Source organism: Promicromonospora sp. NPDC090134 (assembly GCF_044746965.1).
Classification (GTDB): Bacteria; Actinomycetota; Actinomycetes; order Actinomycetales; family Cellulomonadaceae; genus Promicromonospora.
The window spans coordinates 68,377-89,630 of the sequence record NZ_JBIVCZ010000010.1 but is presented as its reverse complement, the minus strand read 5'-3'; the positions used below and the strand labels follow the sequence as shown (position 1 = coordinate 89,630).

16 protein-coding genes and 1 riboswitch are annotated in these 21,254 nt (G+C 74.3%); of the genes, 12 read left to right on the top strand and 4 right to left on the bottom strand.

All coding sequences use genetic code 11. The features are described from left to right. Positions 1–7 precede the first annotated feature (7 nt). Positions 8–877, bottom strand: coding sequence for an oxidoreductase (locus ACIPN7_RS23905; RefSeq protein WP_400548321.1), 870 nt, complete (start codon positions 875–877; stop codon positions 8–10). A gap of 102 nt (positions 878–979) precedes the next feature. On the opposite strand from ACIPN7_RS23905, the gene ACIPN7_RS23900 reads away from it, so the two are divergent. From ACIPN7_RS23900 to ACIPN7_RS23865, 8 genes are all read left to right on the top strand, one after another. Next, positions 980–1,867: a helix-turn-helix domain-containing protein gene (locus tag ACIPN7_RS23900; RefSeq protein WP_400548318.1), complete on the top strand. Its 888-nt coding sequence runs from the start codon at positions 980–982 to the stop codon at positions 1,865–1,867. Between the two features lie 67 nt (positions 1,868–1,934). After that, positions 1,935–4,454, top strand: a complete 2,520-nt coding sequence (locus ACIPN7_RS23895; RefSeq protein ID WP_400548315.1) for a RecQ family ATP-dependent DNA helicase — start codon at positions 1,935–1,937, stop codon at positions 4,452–4,454. A 70-nt stretch (positions 4,455–4,524) separates the two neighbouring features. Further along, positions 4,525–5,718 (top strand): histidinol-phosphate transaminase, encoded by a 1,194-nt coding sequence (locus ACIPN7_RS23890; RefSeq protein ID WP_400548751.1) that lies wholly within the window; start codon positions 4,525–4,527, stop codon positions 5,716–5,718. After that, positions 5,715–6,314 (top strand): imidazoleglycerol-phosphate dehydratase HisB, encoded by a 600-nt coding sequence (gene hisB, locus ACIPN7_RS23885; protein ID WP_377250375.1) that lies wholly within the window; start codon positions 5,715–5,717, stop codon positions 6,312–6,314. Before ACIPN7_RS23890 ends, hisB begins: the two co-directional genes overlap by 4 nt. 5 nt (positions 6,315–6,319) lie before the next feature. Continuing rightward, on the top strand, positions 6,320–6,922 hold the full coding sequence (locus tag ACIPN7_RS23880; RefSeq protein WP_400548311.1) for a hypothetical protein: 603 nt from the start codon (positions 6,320–6,322) through the stop codon (positions 6,920–6,922). A 2-nt stretch (positions 6,923–6,924) separates the two neighbouring features. Continuing rightward, positions 6,925–7,569: an imidazole glycerol phosphate synthase subunit HisH gene (hisH, locus tag ACIPN7_RS23875; RefSeq protein WP_400548308.1), complete on the top strand. Its 645-nt coding sequence runs from the start codon at positions 6,925–6,927 to the stop codon at positions 7,567–7,569. 97 nt (positions 7,570–7,666) lie between these two features. After that, the gene (gene priA / locus ACIPN7_RS23870) at positions 7,667–8,404 is read left to right on the top strand and encodes a bifunctional 1-(5-phosphoribosyl)-5-((5-phosphoribosylamino)methylideneamino)imidazole-4-carboxamide isomerase/phosphoribosylanthranilate isomerase PriA (protein ID WP_400548305.1); all 738 of its coding nucleotides are present in this window, start codon (positions 7,667–7,669) and stop codon (positions 8,402–8,404) included. Next, a complete protein-coding gene (locus ACIPN7_RS23865) occupies positions 8,401–9,129 on the top strand; it encodes an SseB family protein (RefSeq protein ID WP_400548302.1) in 729 nt (242 codons plus the stop codon). The genes priA and ACIPN7_RS23865 overlap by 4 nt, the downstream gene beginning before the upstream one ends. Before the next feature lie 9 nt (positions 9,130–9,138). On the opposite strand, the gene ACIPN7_RS23860 is transcribed toward ACIPN7_RS23865, so the two are convergent. The 3 genes from ACIPN7_RS23860 to ACIPN7_RS23850 are packed head-to-tail and all read right to left on the bottom strand — an operon-like array spanning position 9,139 to position 10,801. Then, entirely contained in the window at positions 9,139–9,876 is a 738-nt protein-coding gene (locus tag ACIPN7_RS23860) for a S1C family serine protease (protein ID WP_400548299.1), read from the bottom strand. After that, positions 9,873–10,424 carry a hypothetical protein gene (locus ACIPN7_RS23855; RefSeq protein WP_400548296.1) on the bottom strand — a complete coding sequence of 184 codons (552 nt, stop codon included), beginning with the start codon at positions 10,422–10,424 and terminating at the stop codon, positions 9,873–9,875. Before ACIPN7_RS23855 ends, ACIPN7_RS23860 begins: the two co-directional genes overlap by 4 nt. Then, a complete protein-coding gene (locus tag ACIPN7_RS23850; RefSeq protein WP_400548293.1) occupies positions 10,424–10,801 on the bottom strand; it encodes a DUF1844 domain-containing protein in 378 nt (125 codons plus the stop codon). The genes ACIPN7_RS23855 and ACIPN7_RS23850 overlap by 1 nt, the downstream gene beginning before the upstream one ends. 141 nt (positions 10,802–10,942) lie before the next feature. Here ACIPN7_RS23850 and ACIPN7_RS23845 point away from each other — a divergent pair, with 141 nt between their 5' ends. The 4 genes from ACIPN7_RS23845 to ACIPN7_RS23830 all read left to right on the top strand — a co-directional run bounded on the left by ACIPN7_RS23845 (position 10,943) and on the right by ACIPN7_RS23830 (position 21,238). Further along, positions 10,943–14,002: an alpha-mannosidase gene (locus ACIPN7_RS23845; RefSeq protein WP_400548290.1), complete on the top strand. Its 3,060-nt coding sequence runs from the start codon at positions 10,943–10,945 to the stop codon at positions 14,000–14,002. Between the two features lie 136 nt (positions 14,003–14,138). After that, positions 14,139–15,416: an extracellular solute-binding protein gene (locus tag ACIPN7_RS23840; protein ID WP_400548287.1), complete on the top strand. Its 1,278-nt coding sequence runs from the start codon at positions 14,139–14,141 to the stop codon at positions 15,414–15,416. Between the two features lie 184 nt (positions 15,417–15,600). Further along, entirely contained in the window at positions 15,601–18,954 is a 3,354-nt protein-coding gene (locus tag ACIPN7_RS23835; RefSeq protein ID WP_400548284.1) for a GH92 family glycosyl hydrolase, read from the top strand. Between the two features lie 587 nt (positions 18,955–19,541). Next, positions 19,542–19,653, top strand: a riboswitch (SAM riboswitch). Between the two features lie 424 nt (positions 19,654–20,077). Continuing rightward, on the top strand, positions 20,078–21,238 hold the full coding sequence (locus tag ACIPN7_RS23830) for an LLM class flavin-dependent oxidoreductase (RefSeq protein WP_400548281.1): 1,161 nt from the start codon (positions 20,078–20,080) through the stop codon (positions 21,236–21,238). Positions 21,239–21,254: the final 16 nt, after the last annotated feature.

The window sequence follows — 21,254 nt, the reverse complement described above, 5'->3', positions numbered from 1 at the left end:
GCGGGTGTCAGGCGCCGATCGCGTCCAGCACGGCCACCTCGTCGGCGGGCAGCGGGAGCCCGGCCGCCGCGACGTTCTCGCGCAGGTGGGCCACCGACGACGTCCCGGGGATCAGCAGGATGTTCGGCGAGCGCTGCAGCAGCCAGGCCTGCGCGACGGCGGCCGGGGTGCTGCCCAGCCGGGCCGCCACGGCGTTCAGCTCCGCCGACTGGAGCGGCGAGAAGCCGCCGAGCGGGAAGTACGGCACGTAGGCGATGCCCTGCTCGGCCAGCGAGTCGATCAGCGCGTCGTCGTGCCGGTTGGCAATGTTGTACATGTTCTGCACGCCCACGACCGGCGCGATCGTCTGCGCCTCGGCGACCTGCTCCGCCGTGACGGTGCTGACGCCCAGGTGGCTGATCAGGCCCTCGTCCCGCATCGCGGCCAGGGCGGCGAACTGCGGCGCCAGCGACCCGGGCTCCGGGGCCTCGAACCCGCCGACGCGCAGGTTCACGACGTCGAGCCGGTCCAGGCCGAGGTGCTCGAGGTTCTGCTCGACCTGACGCCGGAGCTCGTCCGGCTCGCGGCGGAACACCCAGTGCCCCTCGGCGTCGCGCACGGCGCCCACCTTGGTGACGATGTGCAGGTCCGCCGCGTAGGGGTGCAGGGCCTCGCGGATGATCTCGTTGGTGACGTGCGGGCCGTAGAAGTCGGCGGTGTCGATGTGGTTGACGCCGAGCGCGACGGCCTCGCGCAGGACGGCGACGGCCGCCGCGCGGTCTGCGGGCGGGCCGAAGACACCGGGGCCGGCGAGCTGCATGGCGCCGTAGCCGACGCGGTTGAGGGTCAGGTGGTCGGCGAGCGTGAAGGTGCCGCCGGGGAGTGTCTGTGTGCTCATGGCTCCACCGTGCGGCGGCCCGGCGCGGACAGGCAGTGCCCGGACGATCCTGGGAGTACGGGGACCAGGCACGCGCGTGCCGCCCGGCCTACGGTGGTGGGCATGAGCAGGGAGACCCAGCTGAGCGAGTACTTGCGGGCGCGCCGCGAGCTGGTGCGGCCCGCCGACGTCGGGCTGCCGGAGGGCGGCGTGCGGCGCGTGGCGGGCCTGCGCCGCGAGGAGGTGGCGCTGCTCGCGGGCATCAGCGCCGACTACTACCTGCGGCTGGAGCAGGGCCGCGACCGCAACCCGTCGGCGCAGGTGCTGGAGTCGCTGGCCCGCGTGCTGCTCCTGGACGAACCGGCCACGCGGCACCTGCTGGACCTGGCGGCACCCGCGCCGCGCAGGCGGCGTCGTCGGCCGCGCCGCGAGGTGGTGCCCGCCGGGACGCTGCGGCTCCTGGAGCGGGTGGGCATCCCGGGGTACGTCGAGGGGCGCTACTTCGACGTGCTCGCGGTGAACCGGCTCGCGGAGGCCCTGTCGCCCACCCTCCGGGTGGGCCGCAACCGGCTCCGCGACCTGTTCCTCGACCCCGCCGAGCAGGCGATGCACCCGGACTGGCCCGACGTGGCGCCCAAGATCGTCGCCCGGTTCCGCGAGGCGGTCGGCACGGACACGGACGACGAGCGCCCCGAACGGCTCGTCGGGGAGCTCTCGCTCGCCTCGGAGCGGTTCCGCACGCTCTGGGCGCGGCACGACGTGAACCTCGGGAGGCCGCACGTCACGCGCATGCTGCACCCCCAGGTCGGGGAGCTGGAGCTCGACATGGAGAAGCTGTCGATCACGGGCACCGACCGGCAGATGGTCGTGCTGCTGCACGCCGCCCCGGACTCGCCGAGCGGCGAGCGGCTGGCGCTGCTCGCGTCGCTCGCGGCGTCGGTGGGTTCGACGGGGATGCCGGACGACGCGGCGGCGCGCGCGGAGACGACGTCGGGATCGTCGGTCGAATAGTGTGCCGAGCGCGGCGGCTGTGGATAACCGGCTCGCGGTGTCGGTGGCTGCTCCTAGGATCGATGACGTGACCAAGGACCCCTTCGCAGACCTCCCCTTCGCCATGGAGGAGCCGCCCGACGACGCCCACCTGACCGACATCGGTGACCCGGGGCTGCCCCCGTCGGCACGCAACACCCCGGAGGCACAGGCGGCGAAGCTGCAGATGCTGCGGGGCCTGCTGCCCGACGGCGGCGTCGCGGCCGCGGCGCCCGTCCGCCGGTGGCCGCCCGCCGAGCCGGACGTGGCCGCGCCGGAGGCGGCGGAGCCGGGCGAGCACGCACCGGTTGTGGACGAGGCCGATGCCGCGGAGGCCGCCCCGGCCGCCCGCGCGGTCCCGGCCGCCTCGCCCGGCGCCTCGCTGCGCGAGGAGGCAGAGGCCGCGCTGCGCGAGCTGGTGGGCCGCGACGACGCGCGGCTGCGCGACGACCAGTGGACGGCGATCGAGGCGCTCGCGGCGTTCCACCGGCGGGCGCTCGTGGTGCAGCGCACCGGGTGGGGCAAGTCGGCCGTGTACTTCGTGGCGACCCGCCTGCTCCGGGCCCGGGGTGCCGGCCCCACCGTGATCGTCTCGCCGCTGCTGGCGCTCATGCGCGACCAGATCGCCGCCGCCTCGCGCGCGGGCATCCGGGCCGTGACGATCAACTCGGCCAACATGACCGAGTGGGACGAGGTGCACGCCTCGATCGCGCGCGGCGAGGTCGACGTGCTGCTGTGCTCGCCGGAGCGCCTGAACAACCCCGGCTTCCGCGACGAGGTGCTGCCGCGCCTGGCGGCCGACGCCGGCCTGGTGGTCATCGACGAGGCGCACTGCATCTCGGACTGGGGCCACGACTTCCGCCCCGACTACCGGCGCATCCGCACGCTCCTGGCCGACCTGCCCGCTGGCATCCCCGTGCTGGCCACCACGGCGACCGCGAACGAGCGCGTCACGGCCGACGTGGCCGAGCAGCTCGCCGTGCACGGCGACGCGGACGCCGGCGAGGACGTGCTGGTGCTCCGGGGCGGGCTCGACCGCGAGTCGCTGCACCTGGCGGTCCTCGAGCTCGGCGACCAGCCCACCCGGGTGGCCTGGCTGGCCGAGGCGCTGCAGGACATCGAGGGGTCGGGCATCGTCTACTGCCTCACGGTCTCGGCCGCGGAGCAGGTGGCCGAGCAGCTGCGCGGCTACGGCCTCGCGGTGGCCGCGTACACCGGCCGCACCGAGCCGGCGCAGCGCGAGCAGCTCGAGGCCGACCTCAAGAACGACGACGTCAAGGCGCTCGTCGCGACGTCCGCGCTGGGCATGGGCTTCGACAAGCCGGACCTGGCGTTCGTGGTGCACCTCGGCGCGCCGTCGTCGCCCATCGCGTACTACCAGCAGGTGGGCCGCGCGGGCCGTGGCGTCGACCAGGCGCTGGTGGTGCTGCTGCCCGGCACCGAGGACAAGGCGATCTGGGAGTGGTTCGGCGAGCAGGCGTTCCCCGCCGAGGGACAGGTGCGGGCCACGCTCGACGCCCTGGCCGGCGGCGGCACCATGTCCACGGCCGTGCTGGAGACACAGGTGGACCTGCGCCGTTCCCGCCTGGAGACCATGCTCAAGGTGCTGGACGTCGACGGCGCGGTCCGGCGGGTGAAGGGCGGCTGGGAGGCGACCGGGCAGCCCTGGTCGTACGACGCCGAACGGTACGCGCGCGTCGCGGCGACCCGGGCCGCCGAGCAGCAGGCGATGGTCGACTACGTGAACACCCCGGGCTGCCGCATGGCCTACCTGCGCGCCCAGCTCGACGACCCCGACCTGACCCCGGGCTGGGAGTGCGGGCGCTGCGACCGCTGCGGCACCATGGCGCTGCCCGAGGCGCCCGACGCCGAGGCCGTCGCCGCCGCGCGGGCCGAGATGGACCGTCCGGGCATGGAGGTCGAGCCCCGCAAGATGTGGCCCACGGGCCTGGCCTCGATCGGTCTGGACCTCAAGGGCAAGATCCCGCCCGCCGAGCTCCCTGAGCCCGGCCGGGCCGTCGCGCGGCTCGACGGCCTCGGCTGGTCCGGACCGCTGCGGGACCTGCTCGCCCCGAACGCGAACGACGCCGAGCTGCCCGTGCCGCTGCGCCGGGCCGCCGCACGAGTCCTGGACGAGTGGCCCGCGCTGCGCCTGCCCGTGGAGAACGGCGAGGCCGACGGCGGCGACGCCCCGGGCGGGGCCGAGCCCGGCCCGCTCGTGATCGAGGCCGTCGTTGCGGTCCGTTCGATCCGGCGGCCCCAGCTCTCCTTCCACCTGGCCACCGGGTTGGCCAAGTACCTGGGCGTGCCGATGATCGGTGCCGTCGGCCCGGTCGCGGGGCAGGAGGAGCCGGGCCGGCACGACGTGAACTCCGCGATGCGGCTCGCCGGCGTGGCCCGGCGCCTGCAGCTCCAGCTCGGCGAGGGTGCGCTGCGGGGTCTGCCGGGCCGGTCCGTGCTGCTCGTGGACGACTACACCGACTCGGGCTGGACCCTCACGGTGGCGTCCCGGCTGCTGCGCCAGGCCGGCGCGGCGGCGGTGTACCCGTTCGTGCTGGGCGTGCGGTGACCAGCGCCACCCGCCCGGTGGGCGGACGGGTGCCGGGTCCGCGTCGTGCGGTTCGTAGACTGGTGCGGTGATGACCAACACCGTCGACCAGCAGGGCGCGGGGGGCAGCGCCACGGCGTCCTCGGTGCGGCTGCCGCTGCGCCCGGAGCTGGCGGACGAGGAGCCGTACGGCGCGCCGCAGCTCGACGTCCCGGTGCTGCTGAACGTCAACGAGAACCCGTACCCGCCCAGCGAGGACGTGGTCGCGACCATCGCCGAGGACGTGGCCCGCGCCGCCCGCGGGATGAACCGCTACCCGGACCGGGACGCCACGGTCCTGCGCCAGGACCTGGCGGACTACCTCACCCTGGAGACGGGGGTGCGCCTCGACCACTGCGACGTCTGGGCGGCCAACGGGTCCAACGAGGTCATGCTGCACGTGCTGCAGGCCTTCGGCGGCCCGGGCCGCACCGCGCTGTCGTTCGCGCCCACGTACTCGATGTACCCGGAGTACGCGCGCGACACGCACACCACCTGGGTGGTCGGCCGTCGCGAGGACGACTTCACGCTCGACCCGGCGCACGCCGCCGCGAAGATCCGCGAGGTGCGCCCGTCGGTGATTCTGCTGGCCAGCCCGAACAACCCGACCGGCACGGCGCTGCCGACGGCCACCGTCGAGGCGATCTGCGAGGCGGCGCTCGGTGTCGACCTCGACGGCGCGCGCCCGGTCGTCGTGGTCGACGAGGCCTACGCGGAGTTCCGGCGCCCCGGGACGCCGTCGGCGGTCGCGCTGCTGGAGCGGTACCCGAACCTGGCCGTCTCGCGCACGATGTCCAAGGCGTTCGCCGCGGCCGGTGCGCGGCTCGGCTACCTGGTCGCGTCGCCCGACTTCGTGAACGCCCTGCGGATCGTGCGCCTGCCGTACCACCTGAGCGCCATCACGCAGGCCGCCGCCGGCGCTGCGCTGCGCCACCGCGAGTCGCTGATGGCACAGGTCGCCACGCTGCGCGCCGAACGGGACGCCACGGTCGCCTGGCTGCGCGAGCAGCGGCTCCCCGACGGCCTCCCGTTCGACGTCGCGGACACCGACGCCAACTTCGTGCTGTTCGGCACGTTCGGCGACCGGCACGCCGTGTGGCAGGGTCTGCTGGACCGCGGGGTCCTCATCCGCGAGACCGGCCCGGACGGCTGGCTGCGGGTGTCGATCGGCACGTCGTCCGAGATGGCCGCGTTCCGCGCGGCGCTCACCGAGGTACTGCGGGAGCAGGGGGAGGAACAGGCATGAGCAGGACAGCCCGCGTGGAGCGCGCCACGTCCGAGTCGAAGGTGCTGGTCGAGCTCGACCTCGACGGCACCGGGCGCACCGACATCAGCACGAGCGTGCCGTTCTACGACCACATGCTGACGGCGCTCGGCAAGCACTCGCTGATCGACCTCACCGTGCAGGCGACCGGCGACACCCACATCGACGCCCACCACACGGTGGAGGACGTCGCGATCAGCATCGGCGAGGCGCTGCGCCTGGCGCTCGGCGACAAGGCCGGCATCTCCCGGTTCGGCGACGCGCTCGTGCCGCTCGACGAGGCGCTCGCCCAGGCGGTCGTGGACGTCTCCGGCCGGCCGTACCTGGTGCACGAGGGCGAGCCCGCGGGCCAGGAGTACCACCTCATCGGCGGTCACTTCACGGGGTCGCTGACGCGGCACGTGCTGGAGTCCATCGCGCACCACGCGGGCATCTGCCTCCACGTGCGCGTGCTTTCCGGACGCGACCCCCACCACATCGTCGAAGCTCAGTTCAAGGCGCTGGCGCGTGCGCTACGCGCCGCCGTGGCCGTCGACCCCCGCGTCGACGGCATCCCGTCCACGAAGGGTGCGCTCTAGCAGCCATGTCCGAAAGCCCCAGGCCCGCGAACGACGGGTCCGACAGCAGCACGCCGGCCGGCGACGACCTGCCCGACTTCGACCTCGACAACCTCGAGATCCCCGACGACCTGTCCTCCCTGACCGGCACCGGGGAGCCCGAGTTCGCCGCGATCATCACCCAGATCGCCGGCGCCGAGCCGCTCGCGGCGGCCAGCTCCCTGGCCCAGCTCGACCTGGACGCGGTGCCGACCTCGGTCGGCGCGGTCGGCGTGCTGCGGGACCGGTCGGGCGACGCGCCCGAGCAGGCCGCCGCGGCGATCTCGCAGCTCGTGCGGGGTGTCCCGCTCGTGCTGGTCACCCGCACGGGCGAGCAGATGACGGCGGTCCGGTTCGCCGACGGCGTCCGCGGCGACGAGCTCGCGCCGGGGCTCGTGCTGGGCGGTGCGCCCGAGAACGTCGTCGACCTGCTGACCGGTGCTACGGCCGTGGCCGACATCGAGGGCGTCGTCGGCTCGGACTCGATCAGCAAGTTCAAGGCGATGCGGATGCTGACCGCCGCCGCACGCAAGGCCCGTAAGAGCATGGGCAAGGGCGAGACGGGTCCGGACAGCAAGGACGGGATCTGACCGTGGGCGCGCGCGTCGTCGTCCTCGACTACGGCTTCGGCAACGTCCGGTCCGCCGTCCGGGCCCTGGAGCGGGTGGGCGCCGAGGTGACGCTGACCGCGGACCGGGCCCTCGCGCAGGACGCGGACGGCCTGGTCGTGCCCGGCGTCGGCGCGTTCGCCGCCTGCATGGCGGGTCTGACGGCGGTGCGCGGCCACGAGGTCGTCGGCCGGCGCCTGGCCGGCAACCGTCCCGTGCTCGGCATCTGCGTGGGCATGCAGGTCATGTTCGACGCCGGGGTGGAGCACGGCGAGCGCACCGACGGCATTGGCGAGTGGCCCGGCGTCGTCGAGCGGCTGCACGCCGACGTGGTGCCCCACATGGGCTGGTCGCCGGTCGAGGCGCCGGAGGGCTCCGCCCTCTTTGCCGGGATCGCCGACGAGCGCTTCTACTTCGTGCACTCGTACGCAGCCCAGACGTTTACCAAGGGGTACGACGAGAACGCGGTGGGCCGGTTCACGCCCCCGAGGGTCACCTGGGCCGACCACGGCGGCCGGTTCGTCGCGGCGGTCGAGGACGGGCCCCTGGCGGCGACGCAGTTCCACCCCGAGAAGTCCGGCGACGCGGGAGCCCAGCTCCTGGAGAACTGGCTCACCTCCCTCGCCTAGCCCCACCCGTCGGGTGCTGGGTATGGGTTGCGCAGACACCGCTCAGCCCACCGATACCCAGCACCCGACGCAGACAGAAACTCAGACTTGGAGAGACATGACCGACCGACTCGTGCTGCTGCCCGCCGTCGACGTGGCCGACGGCCAGGCCGTCCGCCTCGTCCAGGGGGAGGCCGGCTCGGAGACCTCGTACGGGGACCCGCTGACCGCCGCCCTGGACTGGCAGTCCGGCGGCGCAGAGTGGGTCCACCTCGTGGACCTCGACGCCGCCTTCGGGCGCGGGTCCAACGCCGAGCTGCTCGCCCGGGTGGTCGGTGAGCTGGACGTGCAGGTCGAGCTGTCGGGCGGCATCCGCGACGACGAGTCGCTGGAGCGCGCGCTGGCCACCGGCGCCCGCCGCGTCAACCTCGGCACCGCCGCCCTGGAGGACCCGGCCTGGACGGCCAAGGTCATCGCCGAGCACGGCGACCGCGTCGCCGTCGGCCTCGACGTGCGCGGCACCACCCTCGCCGCGCGCGGCTGGACCAAGGAGGGCGGCGACCTCTGGGAGGTCCTCGGCCGCCTCGACGAGGCCGGCTGCGCCCGCTACGTGGTCACCGACGTGACCAAGGACGGCACGCTGCGCGGCCCCAACGTCGACCTCCTGTCCGACGTCGCCGCGCGCACCCCCGCGCACGTCGTCGCCTCGGGCGGCATCTCCTCGCTCGACGACCTGCGGGCGCTGCGCGCCCTGGGCACCATCGAGGGCGCCGTGGTCGGCAAGGCCCTGTACGCGGGCGCCTTCACGCTCCCCGAGGCGCTCGACGTCGCGGGGCGGCCGGGGGCCGCCGAGTGAAGTCCATCCAGCCGTCCAGCCAGTTCGCGGGCGACGACGGCTCGGCCGACGCCGAGCTGACCCGCCTGCTGGAGGGCCACTCGACCGGGACGGTCCCGCTGCGCGACGTCGTCGCCCGGCTGGCCGAGACCCGCGTGCTCGTGCCGGTGCTGGCCGAGGCCGGCGCCGTCGAGCAGAACCCGGACGGGCTGACCGTCGACAAGGAGGCGTCCTCCGGCGTCGTGGCCCTGGAGGCCCCGGACGGCCGCCGCGCCCTGCCGGTCTTCACCTCCGTGGCGACCATGCAGGCGTGGCGTGCCGACGCCCGGCCGGTCCCGGTCGAGGCGGCCCGCGCCGCCCTGTCGGCCGTCAACGAGAACTGGGCGCTGATCGTCGTGGACCCCGCCGGGCCGGTGACGGCGCTGGTCCCGCGCCCGGCCGTGTGGGCGCTGGCGCAGGGCAAGCCCTGGCAGCCCGCCCTGGTGCCGCACGAGGACGGGCTCGCCGTCGACCCCGAGGTCGCGTCCGAGGTGGCGGTCGCCGCCGCACCCGTGCAGCACGTCGTGCGGGCGCACGCCGAGCCCGGCCGCAAGGCCGAGGTCGCCGTGGTGCTCGCCCTGGACCCGGGCCTCGACCGGGCCGGGCTCGACGCGGTGCTGGGTCAGGTCAACGCCCGCCTGGCGGCGTCCGAGGTGATCTCCGCACGCGTGGACTCCCTGGAGCTCCGCATCGGCGCGGCCCGCTGAGCAGCCCGCTCAGCAGCCCTTGGCCGGCGTGAACGCCGTGTCGTCGGCCAGCATGTCCTGGAGGGTCGACAGCGGCACCAGCAGGCTGTTGTCGTCGGCCGTCTTGGCATAGACGACGCCGATCACCCGGCCCTGGTCGTCCAGCGCCGCCGACCCGGACGACCCGGGCTCGACCGGGGCGTCCGTGAGCAGCACCTCGCCGAGGTTGGCGTTCAGCGGGTCCCGCGTGGTGCCCATGACCTCGCCCTCGGTGACGGTGAGCTCGCCGCCCGCGGGGTAGCCCACCACGGTCACGGGGTCGCCGCGCTCCGGGTCGGCCTCCGCGAGCTCCGGGTGCGACGGCAGCGGGTCGGTCGTGCGGACCACCGCGAGGTCCGCGAGGCCCGCGGTCGACGTGGCGCCGACGGTGATGTCGTGCCCGTCGTAGGTGCTGACCTCGAGGTCCTTCGAGTCCGCGACCACGTGCTTGTTGGTGATCAGCGTGTGCTCGTCGATCGCGAAGCCCGAACCGGTCGACAGCTCCTCGCATCCCACGTTGCGGATCCGGACCGCCATCCGCTCGACGGCGTCGAACCCGTCCGGGCTCAGCGCGTCCCCGCCGGCCGCGGGGGACAGGTCCACCGGCGTGGACGGCACGATGTCGCTCGGCACGGGGTCCGGCAGGGGCGGCAGCACGCCGCACCCGCCCAGCGCCCCGGTCAGGACGAGCCCCGCGAGGAAGGCGCGCGAACGGGCGCTCCACCTCACTGGCGCAGCTCCCGCTGCAGGGCCTCGTTGGCGTCCTCCGCATCGGCGCACAGCGCGTTGACCTCCCGCTCGTAGCGGGCCAGGTCCGCGGGCTCGTACTGGTCGGCCTCCTTGAGGTAGCCGACGAGCTGCTCCTGCCCCGACACGCACTGCCCCAGCGCCGAGGCCACCGTGGCGGCGGCCGCGCTGACCTCTGTCTGGTAGTCGAGGTACTGCTGCGAGGCGACGTTCTCGTCACCGAGCTGCGCCTTCTCGTTCGCGAGGTCCGTGATCCGCGACGTCGCCGTGGAGAGCTGGTCCCGCGCGGCCTTCAGCTCGGCGTTCGCGCCGTCGAGCTGCATCCGCAGCGAGGCGACCTCGTCGGCGTAGCCGTGCGCCTCGGCCTCCCAGTCGGAGGCCGTGCGCTGCCAGCGGACCGTCGTCAGCCACAGATAGGCGCCGACGGCGATCGTCGCCACCAGCACGATGGCGAGCACCCGAGAACCACCCCGACGGGGCCGCGGCGCCCGCCCCGGTTCCGGTACCGCCTCGACGGGAGCCTCGGTCATCAGACGACGGAACCCGTGTACTTCTCGCCCGGACCCTCGCCCGGCGCGTCGGGGATCACCGACGCCTCCCGGAACGCGAGCTGGAGGCTGCGCAGGCCGTCACGCAGCGAGCGGGCGTGCTGGTTGCCGATGTCGGGCGCGCTCGCGACCACGAGCGCGGCCAGCGCCGTGATCAGCTTGCGCGCCTCGTCGAGGTCCTTGAGCTCCTCGGCGTCGTCGCCCTCGGCCAGCCCGCACTTGACCGCCGCGGCGCTCATCAGGTGGACGGCGGCGGTCGTGATGACCTCGACCGCGGCGACCTCCGCGATGTCCCGCGTGGCCTGGTCGGAACCCACCGGGGCGTCGGTTCCGGTGAGTGTCTCGTCGCTCGTGCTCATGGGCACCATCCTTTCATCCCCCCGGGGGTGCGGACGCCCACCGGATGCGGCGTCCGACACCTGCCGAACGCCCTCCGGACGACGGCGTGAGTCTGGGTTAGCCTGCGTGCGTTCAACGGTGAAACACGGGAGGCCCTTTCGATGCACGACGACATCACACTGACCACCGGGCGCGCGCACCGGGTGCTGACCGAACGGATCTGGCCCGCGGTCCACGAGACGTCGGTCCCGCTCGAGGTCGAGTGGCACGCCCTGCCGGGGGAGCCGATCCCGCCGGCCGAGGGCCTGGCCCTCGCGATGCAGCCGTACGAGCTGGGCACCCCGTGGGGCCCGGCCTGGGGCACCACCTGGTTCCGGCTGACGGGCACGGTGCCCGCCGAGTGGGCCGGGCGCACCGTCGAGGCCGTGGTGGACCTCGGCTTCGACGTCGACCGGACCGGGTTCCAGGCCGAGGCGCTGGTCTACACGCCGGACGGCAGCCCGGTGAAGTCGATCAACCCCCGTAACCAGCACGTGCCCGTGGCCGACGCCGCGGCCGGCGGCGAGCGGGTCGAGCTCTACCTGGAGGCGGCGTCCAACCCCGTGCTGCTGGGGCACAACGTGTTCGAGCGGACGACGGAGGGCGACACCGCCACCTCGTCCCCGCACCCCCTGTACACGACCCGGCGCATCGACCTGGCGATCTTCGAGTCCGAGGTGCACGACCTCGCCCTCGACGTCGAGGTGCTGCTGGAGCTGCAGGCCGAGCTGCCCACCGGACCGCGCCGCATGCGCGTGCTCCAGGCCCTCGACGACGCCCTCGACGTGCTCGACCTGCAGCGCATCCCCGAGACCGCCGCCGCGGCCCGGGCGGCGCTCGCGGACGTGCTCGCCAGCCCCGCCGAGCACAGCGCCCACGAGATCTCCGCCGTCGGCCACGCCCACATCGACTCCGCCTGGCTGTGGCCCGTGCGCGAGACGATCCGCAAGGTCGCGCGCACGACGTCGTCCATGGCCGACCTCATCGGCCGCACCGACGACTTCGTGTACGGCATGTCGTCCGCGCAGCAGTACGCGTGGGTCAAGGAGCACCGGCCCGAGGTGTGGGCCCGGGTCAAGGAGGCCGTGGCGTCCGGCCGGTTCCTGCCGCTGGGCGGCATGTGGGTCGAGTCCGACACGGTGATGCCGTCGGGCGAGGCGCTGGTGCGCCAGTTCTCGCAGGGGCAGCGGTTCTTCGAGCGGGAGTTCGGCCGGCGGTCGCACGGCGTGTGGCTGCCGGACTCGTTCGGCTACTCGCCGGCCCTGCCGCAGCTCGTCCGCCGCGCCGGGTTCGACTGGTTCTTCACGCAGAAGATCTCCTGGAACCAGGTCAACGTCTTCCCGCACCACACGTTCTGGTGGGAGGGCATCGACGGGTCGCGCGTGCTGACGCACTTCCCGCCGATGGACACCTACAACTCGCAGCTCTCGGGCGAGGAGCTCGCCAAGGCGACCCGCCAGTTCCGCGAGTCGCGGCGCGCCACGGGTTCGATCGCGCCCGTCGGCTACGGCGACGGCGGCGGCGGCACCACCCGCGAGATGACCGGCCGGGCCAAGCGGCTCGCGAGCCTCGAGGGCAGCGCGAAGGTGCGCTGGGAGCACCCGGACGCGTTCTTCGAGCGCGCCCGCGCGGAGCTGGTCGCGTCGGGGACGGATGACAGCGCTGTCTGGGTGGGCGAGCTCTACCTGGAGCTGCACCGGGCGACGCTGACCTCGCAGCACCGGACCAAGCAGGGCAACCGCCGCAACGAGCAGCTCCTGGTCGAGGCCGAGGCCTGGGCGGCCACGGCGTCGGCCCGGACCGGGGCGGACTACCCCTACGACGAGCTCGACTCGCTGTGGCAGCAGGTCCTGCTGCTCCAGTTCCACGACATCCTGCCCGGCACGTCCATCGCCTGGGTGCACCGCGAGGCGGTGGCCCAGCACGCGGCGATCACGGAGGGGGCGCAGGCGATCATCGAGCGTTCCCTGCGGACGCTGGTCGGCGACGGCGAGGTGGCCCTGCGGGCCAACCCCGCGGTGTTCGCGCAGGCGGGCGTGCCGGCCCTCGGCGTGGCCCCGGCGTCCGCCCCGGAGGCGGCGTCGAGCACCCTGAGCGAGCTGCCCGACGGCGGGTACGTGCTGGCGAACGAGCTGGTCCGGATCACGCTGGACGTCGCGGGCCACGTGACGTCCGCCGTCGACCTGGCCTCCGGCCGCGACGCGGTGGCGCCCGGTCGCGAGGCGAACGTGCTGCAGCTGCACCAGGACTTCCCGAACAAGTGGGACGCCTGGGACGTGGACCGGTTCTACCGCAACTCGGTGACCGACCTGCGCGAGGCCGAGAAGGTCACCGGCGCCGTGGAGGACGGCGTGGCCGTGGTGACGGTGCACCGGCAGTTCTCGGCGTCCAGCCTGGACCAGGTGATCACGCTCGCGCCGGGCAGCCGCACCCTCGAGGTGGACCTGCGGACCGACTGGCACGAGACCGAGAAGTTCCTCAAGGTCGCCTTCCCGCTCGACGTGCGCGCTGAGCACGTGGCCGCCGAGACCCAGTTCGGCTTCCACAAGCGGGTCACGCACACCAACACGAGCTGGGAGGCCGCCAAGTTCGAGACCTCCATGCACAAGTGGCTGCTCGCGCAGGAGCCGGGCTTCGGCGTCGGGCTCGTCAACGACTCGTCGTACGCCTACGACGTGACACGCGAGGTGTCCGAGCAGGGCGTGGCACCGGCGCCGGGCGTGCCGGAGGTGACGACGACCGTGCGGCTCTCGCTGCTGCGGGCGCCGCGGTTCCCCGACCCCGAGACCGACCAGGGCCTCCAGACGCACCGGTACGGCCTGGTCGTCGGCGCGGACACCGCCGTGGCGACCGAGGCGGGCGCGACCTTCGGCGCGCGGCCGCGGGAGCTGCGCGGGGCGGCGGGCTTCGAGCCGCTGGTCGGTGTGTCCGGCGGCGCGACGCTGTCGGCCGTCAAGCTGGCCGACGACCGGTCGGGCGACCTCGTGGTGCGCGTCTACGAGGCCCACGGCCGCCGCGCGTCGGGCACCGTGACGGTGGCGGCACCGGTGAGCGGTGCCCGGACGGTCAGCCTCATCGAGGACGACGTGGACGGCGGCGCCGTCGACGTCACGGCGGACGGCGCCGTGACCGTCGAGCTGAGCCCGTTCGAGGTGCGCACGCTGCGCTTCGCCCTGGCGTAGCACCCGCCTGGCCGGGCCGGCAGTTCACCCGGGTGAGCTGCCGGCCCGGCACGTCCGGGCACCCTGCCGCCCGTAGGCTCGGCAGCGGCGACATCGACCCCAGACGCGACGAAGCCTCTGCCGGAAGGAACTGTCCATGATCATCACGAGGTTCGGGGTCGCGGGAGCGGCCCTGGCCGTACTGGCCGCCCTGGGCGGCTGCACCCTCGACGGCGGGGGTGCGGCGGATCCGGACGGTGGCGCGCAGGACGTGACGGGCGAGGTCACGCTGCAGACCTGGTCGCTCAAGCCCCGCTTCACCGGGTACGTCGAGGGCGTCATCGCCGACTTCGAACGGGAGTACCCGGGTACCGAGGTGACGTGGCTCGACCAGCCCGGCGACGGCTACTCGAAGACGGTGCTCGCACAGGCCGCCGCGGGCGAGCTGCCCGACGTCACGAACCTGCCCCCCGACTTCGCGCTGGCGCTGGCCCGGGAGGGCCTGCTCACCGACCTGACGACGGTCGACGACACGCTCGAGGACACCTACGTGCCCGGTGCGCTGGCCGCCTACCGGTACGCGGGCCTCGAGGGCACGTTCGGCTTCCCGTGGTACCTGACCACGGACCTGAACTACTGGAACAGCGCGATGTTCCAGGACGCGGGGCTCGACGCGGCCGCGCCGCCGACCAGCCTCGACGAGCTCGTCACCCAGGCGCGGATCATGCACCACGCGACCGGCGGGTACCTCATGAGCCGCAAGCCCGGCGTGGGCGACTTCGCGGCTGCCGGCATCCCCGTGCTGTCCGACGACGGCACCAAGTTCACGTTCAACACCCCCGAGGCGGCCGCTCTGCTCGACGTCTACCGGGACGCGTACGCCGAGGGCCTCATGCCCGACGACGTGCTCACGGACGCCTACCTGGGCAACAGCCAGCTCTTCGCCGAGGGCAAGGTGGCCTGGTCGACGGGCGGCGGCAACTTCATCAACAGCGTGCTGGAGAACAACCCGGAGCTGGAGGGCAAGATCGCCTCCTCGCCGTACATGGGCGCCACGCCGCTGTACGTCCAGGGCCTGTCGGTCTCGAGCACGTCCACGAACCTGCCGGCAGCGGTGGCACTGGCCCGGTTCGTCACGAACGCCGTCAACCAGGAGGCGTTCTCGGCCGAGGTGCCGGGCGTCTTCCCGTCCACCGCGGCCTCGCAGGAGAACCCGGACCTCGCGCAGAGCGACGGCACGCCGCAGGGCGACGCCAAGGCGATCGCGTTCAGCAACCTCACCACGGCGCGGGTCCTGCAGCCGGTCGAGATCAGCGAGGCGATGACCACCGTCATCAACCAGCAGCTCGCGGCCGCGATCACGGGCGACAAGACGTCGCCGGAGGCCCTCGATGCCGCCGTCGGCGAGTGCAACAAGCTGCTCGCCGACCAGTGACCGGGCTCACCGTGCACGTGGCTACGCTGCTGACCATCACCACGGTGCCGACGGACCTCCCGCAGGGTGAGGCCGCGGCAGCAACCAGGGCGCTCCTCGCCCGCGACGAAAGGCCAACTGCAATCGTCTACGACTCCGACGTCGCCGCGCCCGCTGTGACGACAGCGCTGTCAACGGTCCGCGCATGACCGGGCCCGCACACGTCCCCGCCGGCCGCCCCGGCGCCGGCCTGACCAGCGAGCACGCCACCCGCGTGCGGCACCGCGGCGAGGGCCGCACCGTGCTGCTCGACGGGCTGGACGTGCCGGTCGAGGCCGGCACCGAGCTGCGCTACGCCGTGCTGCCCGTGCTCGACGAGAAGCTCACCTACCGCTCCACCCACGTGGCGCTCGACCTGCTGCTCGACGACGGCACGTGGCTCTCGCTCACCGACCCCGGGCGCGACCTGCTGGACCAGCACGGGATGCCCGCGACCGCCGTCGGGCAGGGGGAGGCCCGGATCCTGGTGCCCGATCACTGGAACCTGGTCCGCGTGGACCTGGGCCCCGTGGCCCGGGTGCTGCCGGGCCGCCGGGTGCGCGCGGCCGCCGCCGTGACCGCCGCGCCCGACGGCGGGCGCGCCGAGGCGTGGTTCGACACGGTGTCGGTGGGGCCGCGCGTCGCGCGCACGGTCACCGGCCGCACGGACCTCGTGGACACCCGGCGCGGCACCCACTCCTCGGGCGCCTACTCGCGGGGCAACAACGTGCCCGCGGCCGCGGTGCCGAACGGCTTCACGATGTGGGTCCCGCTCACCGACGCCGCCTCCGAGCGCTGGCTGTACTCCTGGGCCGCGCACAACGGCCCGGACAACCGGCCGCGCCTGCAGGGCGTGGGCATCTCGCACGAGCCGAGCCCGTGGATGGGGGACCGCGACCAGCTTGCGTTCCACCTCGTGCCCGCCTCACGCGACGGCGACGACGTGCCCGACGCCGGCCTCGACGCCCGCTCGGTCGGCTTCTCGCACGACGACGAGACCGCCCGGCCGCACCGGTACGACGTCGGCCTGGACGACGGCGCGCGCGTGGCCGTCGCGGCGTCCGACCACGGCGGCGTGCTCCGCCTCACGTTCCCGGACGGTGCCACGGCGGGACACCTGCTGATCGACGCCGTGGGCGACTCCGGCGCGGACGGCCCGCCCGTCTCCGTCACCGTGCACGACGACGGCACGCTCACCGGCTGGAGCGACCACGGCAGCCCGCTGTCGGTGGGCCGCAGCCGCATGTACGTCGTGGGGCGCATCTCCCGGCCGGTCCTGCGCACGGGTCGCGCCCGCGGGCGGGACCACGCGACGTACGCCACGGTCGCGCTCGACCCGGCCGCCGGGGCGGGCGTGGCCGACGCCGCGGCGGGCCGCACGGTCGAGGTGCGCGTGGCGACGTCGTACATCAGCGAGGAGCTGGCCTGGCTCGCGCTGGAGCGCGAGGTGTCCGGGACCTTCGACGAGGTCGCCGACGCCGCCCGCGCGCAGTGGGAGGAGCGGCTCGGCGTGCTCGACGTCGACGGCGCCTCCGAGGAGCAGCAGGTCACGCTCTACTCGAACCTGTACCGGCTGAACCTGTACCCGTCGTCGTACACCGAGGTCGGGGCCGACGGCACGCCCGTGCACGCCTCGCCCGTGCTCGACGGCGCCCCGGTGGTGCCCGGCGAGATGTTCGTGAACCACGGGTTCTGGGACACCTACCGCACCTGCTGGCCGGCGTACGCCCTGCTGTACCCGCAGGTCGCGGCCCGGCTCGCCGACGGGTTCGTGCAGCAGTACCGGGAGGGCGGCTGGGTCGCCCGCTGGTCGTCGCCGGGCTACGCCGACCTGATGACGGGCACGTCGTCCGACGTCGCCTTCGCCGACCTGTACCTGCGCGGCGTGGACCTGCCCGACCCGCTGGCGACCTACGACGCCGGGCTGCGCAACGCCACGGCGCTGCCCACCCGGTCCGGCGTGGGACGCAAGGGCCAGGACTTCGCGCTCACGCACGGCTGGGTGCCGCGCGACGTCGAGGAGTCGGTGTCGTGGAGCCTGGAGGGCTACATCAACGACGCCGGGCTCGCGCGGATGGCGCAGGCGCTCGCGGACGCGCCCGGGACCCCGGACGAGCGCCGTCGGGCCCTGCGCGACGAGGCCGCCTACCTGCGGCAGAGCGCGCTCGGGTACGTGCACCTCTTCGACGCCGCCACGGGGTTCTTCCGCGGGCGCGCCCGGGACGGGGCGTTCGACCCGGCGCCGTTCGACCCGGACGCGTGGGGCGGCGACTACACCGAGTCCGACGCCTGGAACTTCCTGTTCCACCCCGTGCACGACGGCGCGGGGCTGGCCGCCCTGCACGGCGGGCGCGCGGGGCTGGAGCAGCTGCTGGAACGGTTCTTCGCCGCGCCGGAGCGGGCGGACAAGCCTGGCTCGTACGGCAACCCCATCCACGAGATGTTCGAGGCGCGCGACGTGCGCCTGGGCCAGCTCGGCCAGTCGAACCAGGTGTCGCACCACATCGCGTGGACGTGGTCGGTCGCCGGGCGGCCCGACCGCACCCAGGAGGTCGTGCGCGAGATCCTGACCCGGCTGTGGACCGGCAACGACATCGGTCAGGGCTACCACGGCGACGAGGACAACGGCGAGATGTCGGCCTGGTACGTGCTGGCCGCGCTCGGGCTGTACCCGCTGGAGATCGGCTCGCCGCGCTGGGCGGTCACGTCGCCGCTGTTCGACCGGGCGGTGGTGCACCGGCCCGACGGCGACCTCGTGATCGAGGCCCCCGGGGCGGCCGGTCGGCAGTACGTGGCGGGGCTGGACGTAGCTCGGCCGGATGTGGCGGGCGGTGCCGGCGCGGCTGCGGCGGGGTCGGACGCGGCCGCGGCCCGGGTGATCACGACGCCGTCGATCGACAACGTCGACCTGGTCGGGGGAGCGACCCTGCGCTTCGCGCTGTCGGAGATCCCGACCCGGTGGGGCGTGCCGTCGGACGACGAGGCTGGTGCTGGTGCTGGTGCTGGTGCTGGTGCTGGTGGTGGTGCTGGCGCTGCTGGCGCCGCGGGGATCGGCGACGACTCGGCGCCCGAGCGGCCGTGGCGGCGAGCCGATGGCGGCTGGCGCAGTGCCGAGGGTGCGCTGCCGCACCTGACCGACGGCGACCTGACGACGTCGGCCGCGGTGGACGGCGCGCTCAACTGGGCTCCCGGTGCGGACGTCCCGGCCGGATCGATGCTGCGCGCCTACACGTTGACCTCGGGCCCGACGTCCGAGCCGGCGTCGGCCAACGGCGCGCCCGGGCTGTCCTCTGCGGAGGTGCCCGGGTCGTCGACCGTCGAGAGGGTGTCCGGACCGCCGTCGGCCTGGCGCCTGGTCGCGGCCGACGGGCGGGTGCTGGACGAGCGGTCCGGCGAGGCGTGGCGCTGGCCGAACCAGCTCCGCCCCTTCGTGCTCGACGAGCCGGTGCCGCTCACGGGTCTCCGGCTGGAGCTGGCCGAGCCCGGCGCCCTCGCCCAGATCGAGCTCCTCCTGGGCTGACCCGAGAGTGCGCTTCTACCCAGTCATTGGGCCCGGAATCACCCCGATTCCGGGCCCAATGACTGGGTAGAAGCGCACTTCTGCGTCGTGGGGGCCGGGGCTCGACGGCGTCGGTCTATCGCAGATCGGCTGATCGCTCGGCCCGTCTCGTGACTGCGTCCGCCTGCCGACGCCGGCGCGTGACCCCGGCCTCTTGCCGAGGTCGGCGCGTGAGCGAGCGAACGGACCAGGCGAGAGTGCGCTTCTACCCAGTCATCTGGCCCGGAATCGGGGTGATTCCGGGCCCAGTGACTGGGTAGAAGCGCACCTTGCTGGTCCGGGGCCGCGCGGTGTCGGTTCGGGGGCGCGCCTTGCGGGGCCGGGTCCGGGTCCGCGCCGTGTCGGTCCGGGCGTACCTCGCCCGGCCGGCGCGTGCCGTGTCCCGGCCGGCGTCCACCAGCGCGCACCCCCGAGCCGCGGCGAGACCTTGGTCCCGGGATGTGAGATCTGCGCAAGGATCATTGACTTCTATGGGTTCCATTCGTATCTTCTGTGACATCGAGACCAACCGCACTTATCCGATCGGAGAGATGTAGAAAGCCTCGACAGGTCATGAGTTCCGACGCGAAGCCCCGGCTGGTCGGACGGCAACCCCCCGCGCGGGTGGGTGCCCCGGGTGAGGACCAGGTCCACCGCCGCCGGCGGATGACAACACGCGTCGCTCGCCGCTGGGCGAGCAGGTGAGGAGAACGACGATGACCCGGAGCGCTGCCCCCGCCGTCCACGTGTCCCTGCCGTCCCGGAACGTCACCGTGCGGGCTGGTGCTGCCCCGCGCGAGCACATGTCGCGCGAGCACATGTGTTGTCACTGTTCCTGTCGCTGACGGCGACAGCCGGACAGTGACCGTCCCGACGCGCTGACCGGTCGCCACAGCCGCCACCGGTCCGCCGCCCGGAACTCCTCTCGGCGTCGCACGCCGAGCCCTGGCCGTATCCGGCCCTCACGTCCCTGACCGGACGTCCCACTCCTGCCCTCTGGCAGCCACGCTCCCGGGTGACCCCTGGACGCCGTCGCGCACCCTGCGCGCGCCGGCCGGGTCCTCCGGGCGCCGTCGCGCAGCCGCAGCCCGAACGGAGCCCCGCCGTGCCGTACCCGTCGCAGCCCACGTCCCTCGCCCCCACCTCCTCCCGTCCCGTCGTGCTCGGCGTGGATCTCACCTCCGCCGGTGCCCGTCCGGGCGCCCACCGGGCACGTGGCCCGGTGGCTCCGCGCCCGTTCGACGGCGAGCGGTTCCTGCACCTCGTGCGGACCGCCGACCGCGGCCTGCTCGACTTCGTCAGCCTCGACGAGGGATTCCTGCTCCACCCCGGCCGCAGCCAGGTCACGGGGCGGCTGGACACGGCCGTCGCCGCGGCCCGGGCCGCGCGGGTCACGGCCGGCATCGGGCTGGTCGCCGCCGTCGACACGGTGCACGTCGAGGCGGCCCACGCCGCCGTCGCGCTGAGCAGCATCGACCGCGCGAGCAGCGGCCGGGCCGGCTGGCAGGCGGTGCGGCAGAGCAAGCTCCCCGAGGCCGACGACGCGTGGGCCGGCAGGGTCGAGCTGGGCATCCGGTCCGTGACGCAGGTGTGGACGGGCCGACCCGGCAGCGGGGCGGGCGCGGTCGAGCTCGACGCCGAGGGCCGGTTCCGCGTGGACCACGACGGCATCCGGTTCGCCGTCCGGGGCCGCCCGGCAGCCGGCACGGACGACGTCCTGCCGCAGACGCCCCCGCCCGTCGTCGTCCGCGTGCGCTCCGAGGCCAGCGCCGCGCTGGCCGGCCGCACCGCCGACGTCGCGCGGATCACCGTCACCGACGCCGCGCACGCGGTACGGCTGCGCCGGCTCGTGCGGGACGCCGCACTGTCCGCCGGGCGCGACCCCGAGGAGCTCCGCGTGCTCGCCGAGGTCTACGTGGTGCTCGCGCAGGAGCGGGCCAGCGCCCGGGCCCGGCTCGAGCTCGTCGAGGCGCTGGAGGGCACGGCGGTCATGGGCGACGGGCTGGTCGTCGCCGACACGCCGGACGAGCTCGCCACCCTGATCGCCGACTGGACCACCGTCGGCGCCGTCGACGGGTTCCTGCTGCAGCCGTCCTCGCTCAGCTCCGACCTCGACGCGATCACCGACCACCTGGTGCCCGCGCTCCAGCAGGCGGGCCTGTTCCGCACCGAACGGACGGCGACGTCGCTGCGCGGCTCGCTCGGGCTGTCGGACGCAGGGGCCGCCGAGCGGGCGCTGCCCACGGGCCGGCTCCTGAGCGCCTGACCACCCGACGAACCAC

Excerpts from the sequence above, each read along its gene's own strand:
- ACIPN7_RS23850 (WP_400548293.1), bottom strand. The coding sequence starts at position 10,801 with ATGAGCACGAGCGACGAGACACTCACCGGAACCGACGCCCCGGTGGGT.
- ACIPN7_RS23835 (WP_400548284.1), top strand. The coding sequence starts at position 15,601 with ATGACCGGGCCCGCACACGTCCCCGCCGGCCGCCCCGGCGCCGGCCTG.
- ACIPN7_RS23840 (WP_400548287.1), top strand. The coding sequence starts at position 14,139 with ATGATCATCACGAGGTTCGGGGTCGCGGGAGCGGCCCTGGCCGTACTG.
- ACIPN7_RS23900 (WP_400548318.1), top strand. The coding sequence starts at position 980 with ATGAGCAGGGAGACCCAGCTGAGCGAGTACTTGCGGGCGCGCCGCGAG.
- ACIPN7_RS23845 (WP_400548290.1), top strand. The coding sequence starts at position 10,943 with ATGCACGACGACATCACACTGACCACCGGGCGCGCGCACCGGGTGCTG.
- ACIPN7_RS23855 (WP_400548296.1), bottom strand. The coding sequence starts at position 10,424 with ATGACCGAGGCTCCCGTCGAGGCGGTACCGGAACCGGGGCGGGCGCCG.
- ACIPN7_RS23905 (WP_400548321.1), bottom strand. The coding sequence starts at position 877 with ATGAGCACACAGACACTCCCCGGCGGCACCTTCACGCTCGCCGACCAC.
- hisB (WP_377250375.1), top strand. The coding sequence starts at position 5,715 with ATGAGCAGGACAGCCCGCGTGGAGCGCGCCACGTCCGAGTCGAAGGTG.
- ACIPN7_RS23890 (WP_400548751.1), top strand. The coding sequence starts at position 4,525 with ATGACCAACACCGTCGACCAGCAGGGCGCGGGGGGCAGCGCCACGGCG.
- ACIPN7_RS23880 (WP_400548311.1), top strand. The coding sequence starts at position 6,320 with ATGTCCGAAAGCCCCAGGCCCGCGAACGACGGGTCCGACAGCAGCACG.
- priA (WP_400548305.1), top strand. The coding sequence starts at position 7,667 with ATGACCGACCGACTCGTGCTGCTGCCCGCCGTCGACGTGGCCGACGGC.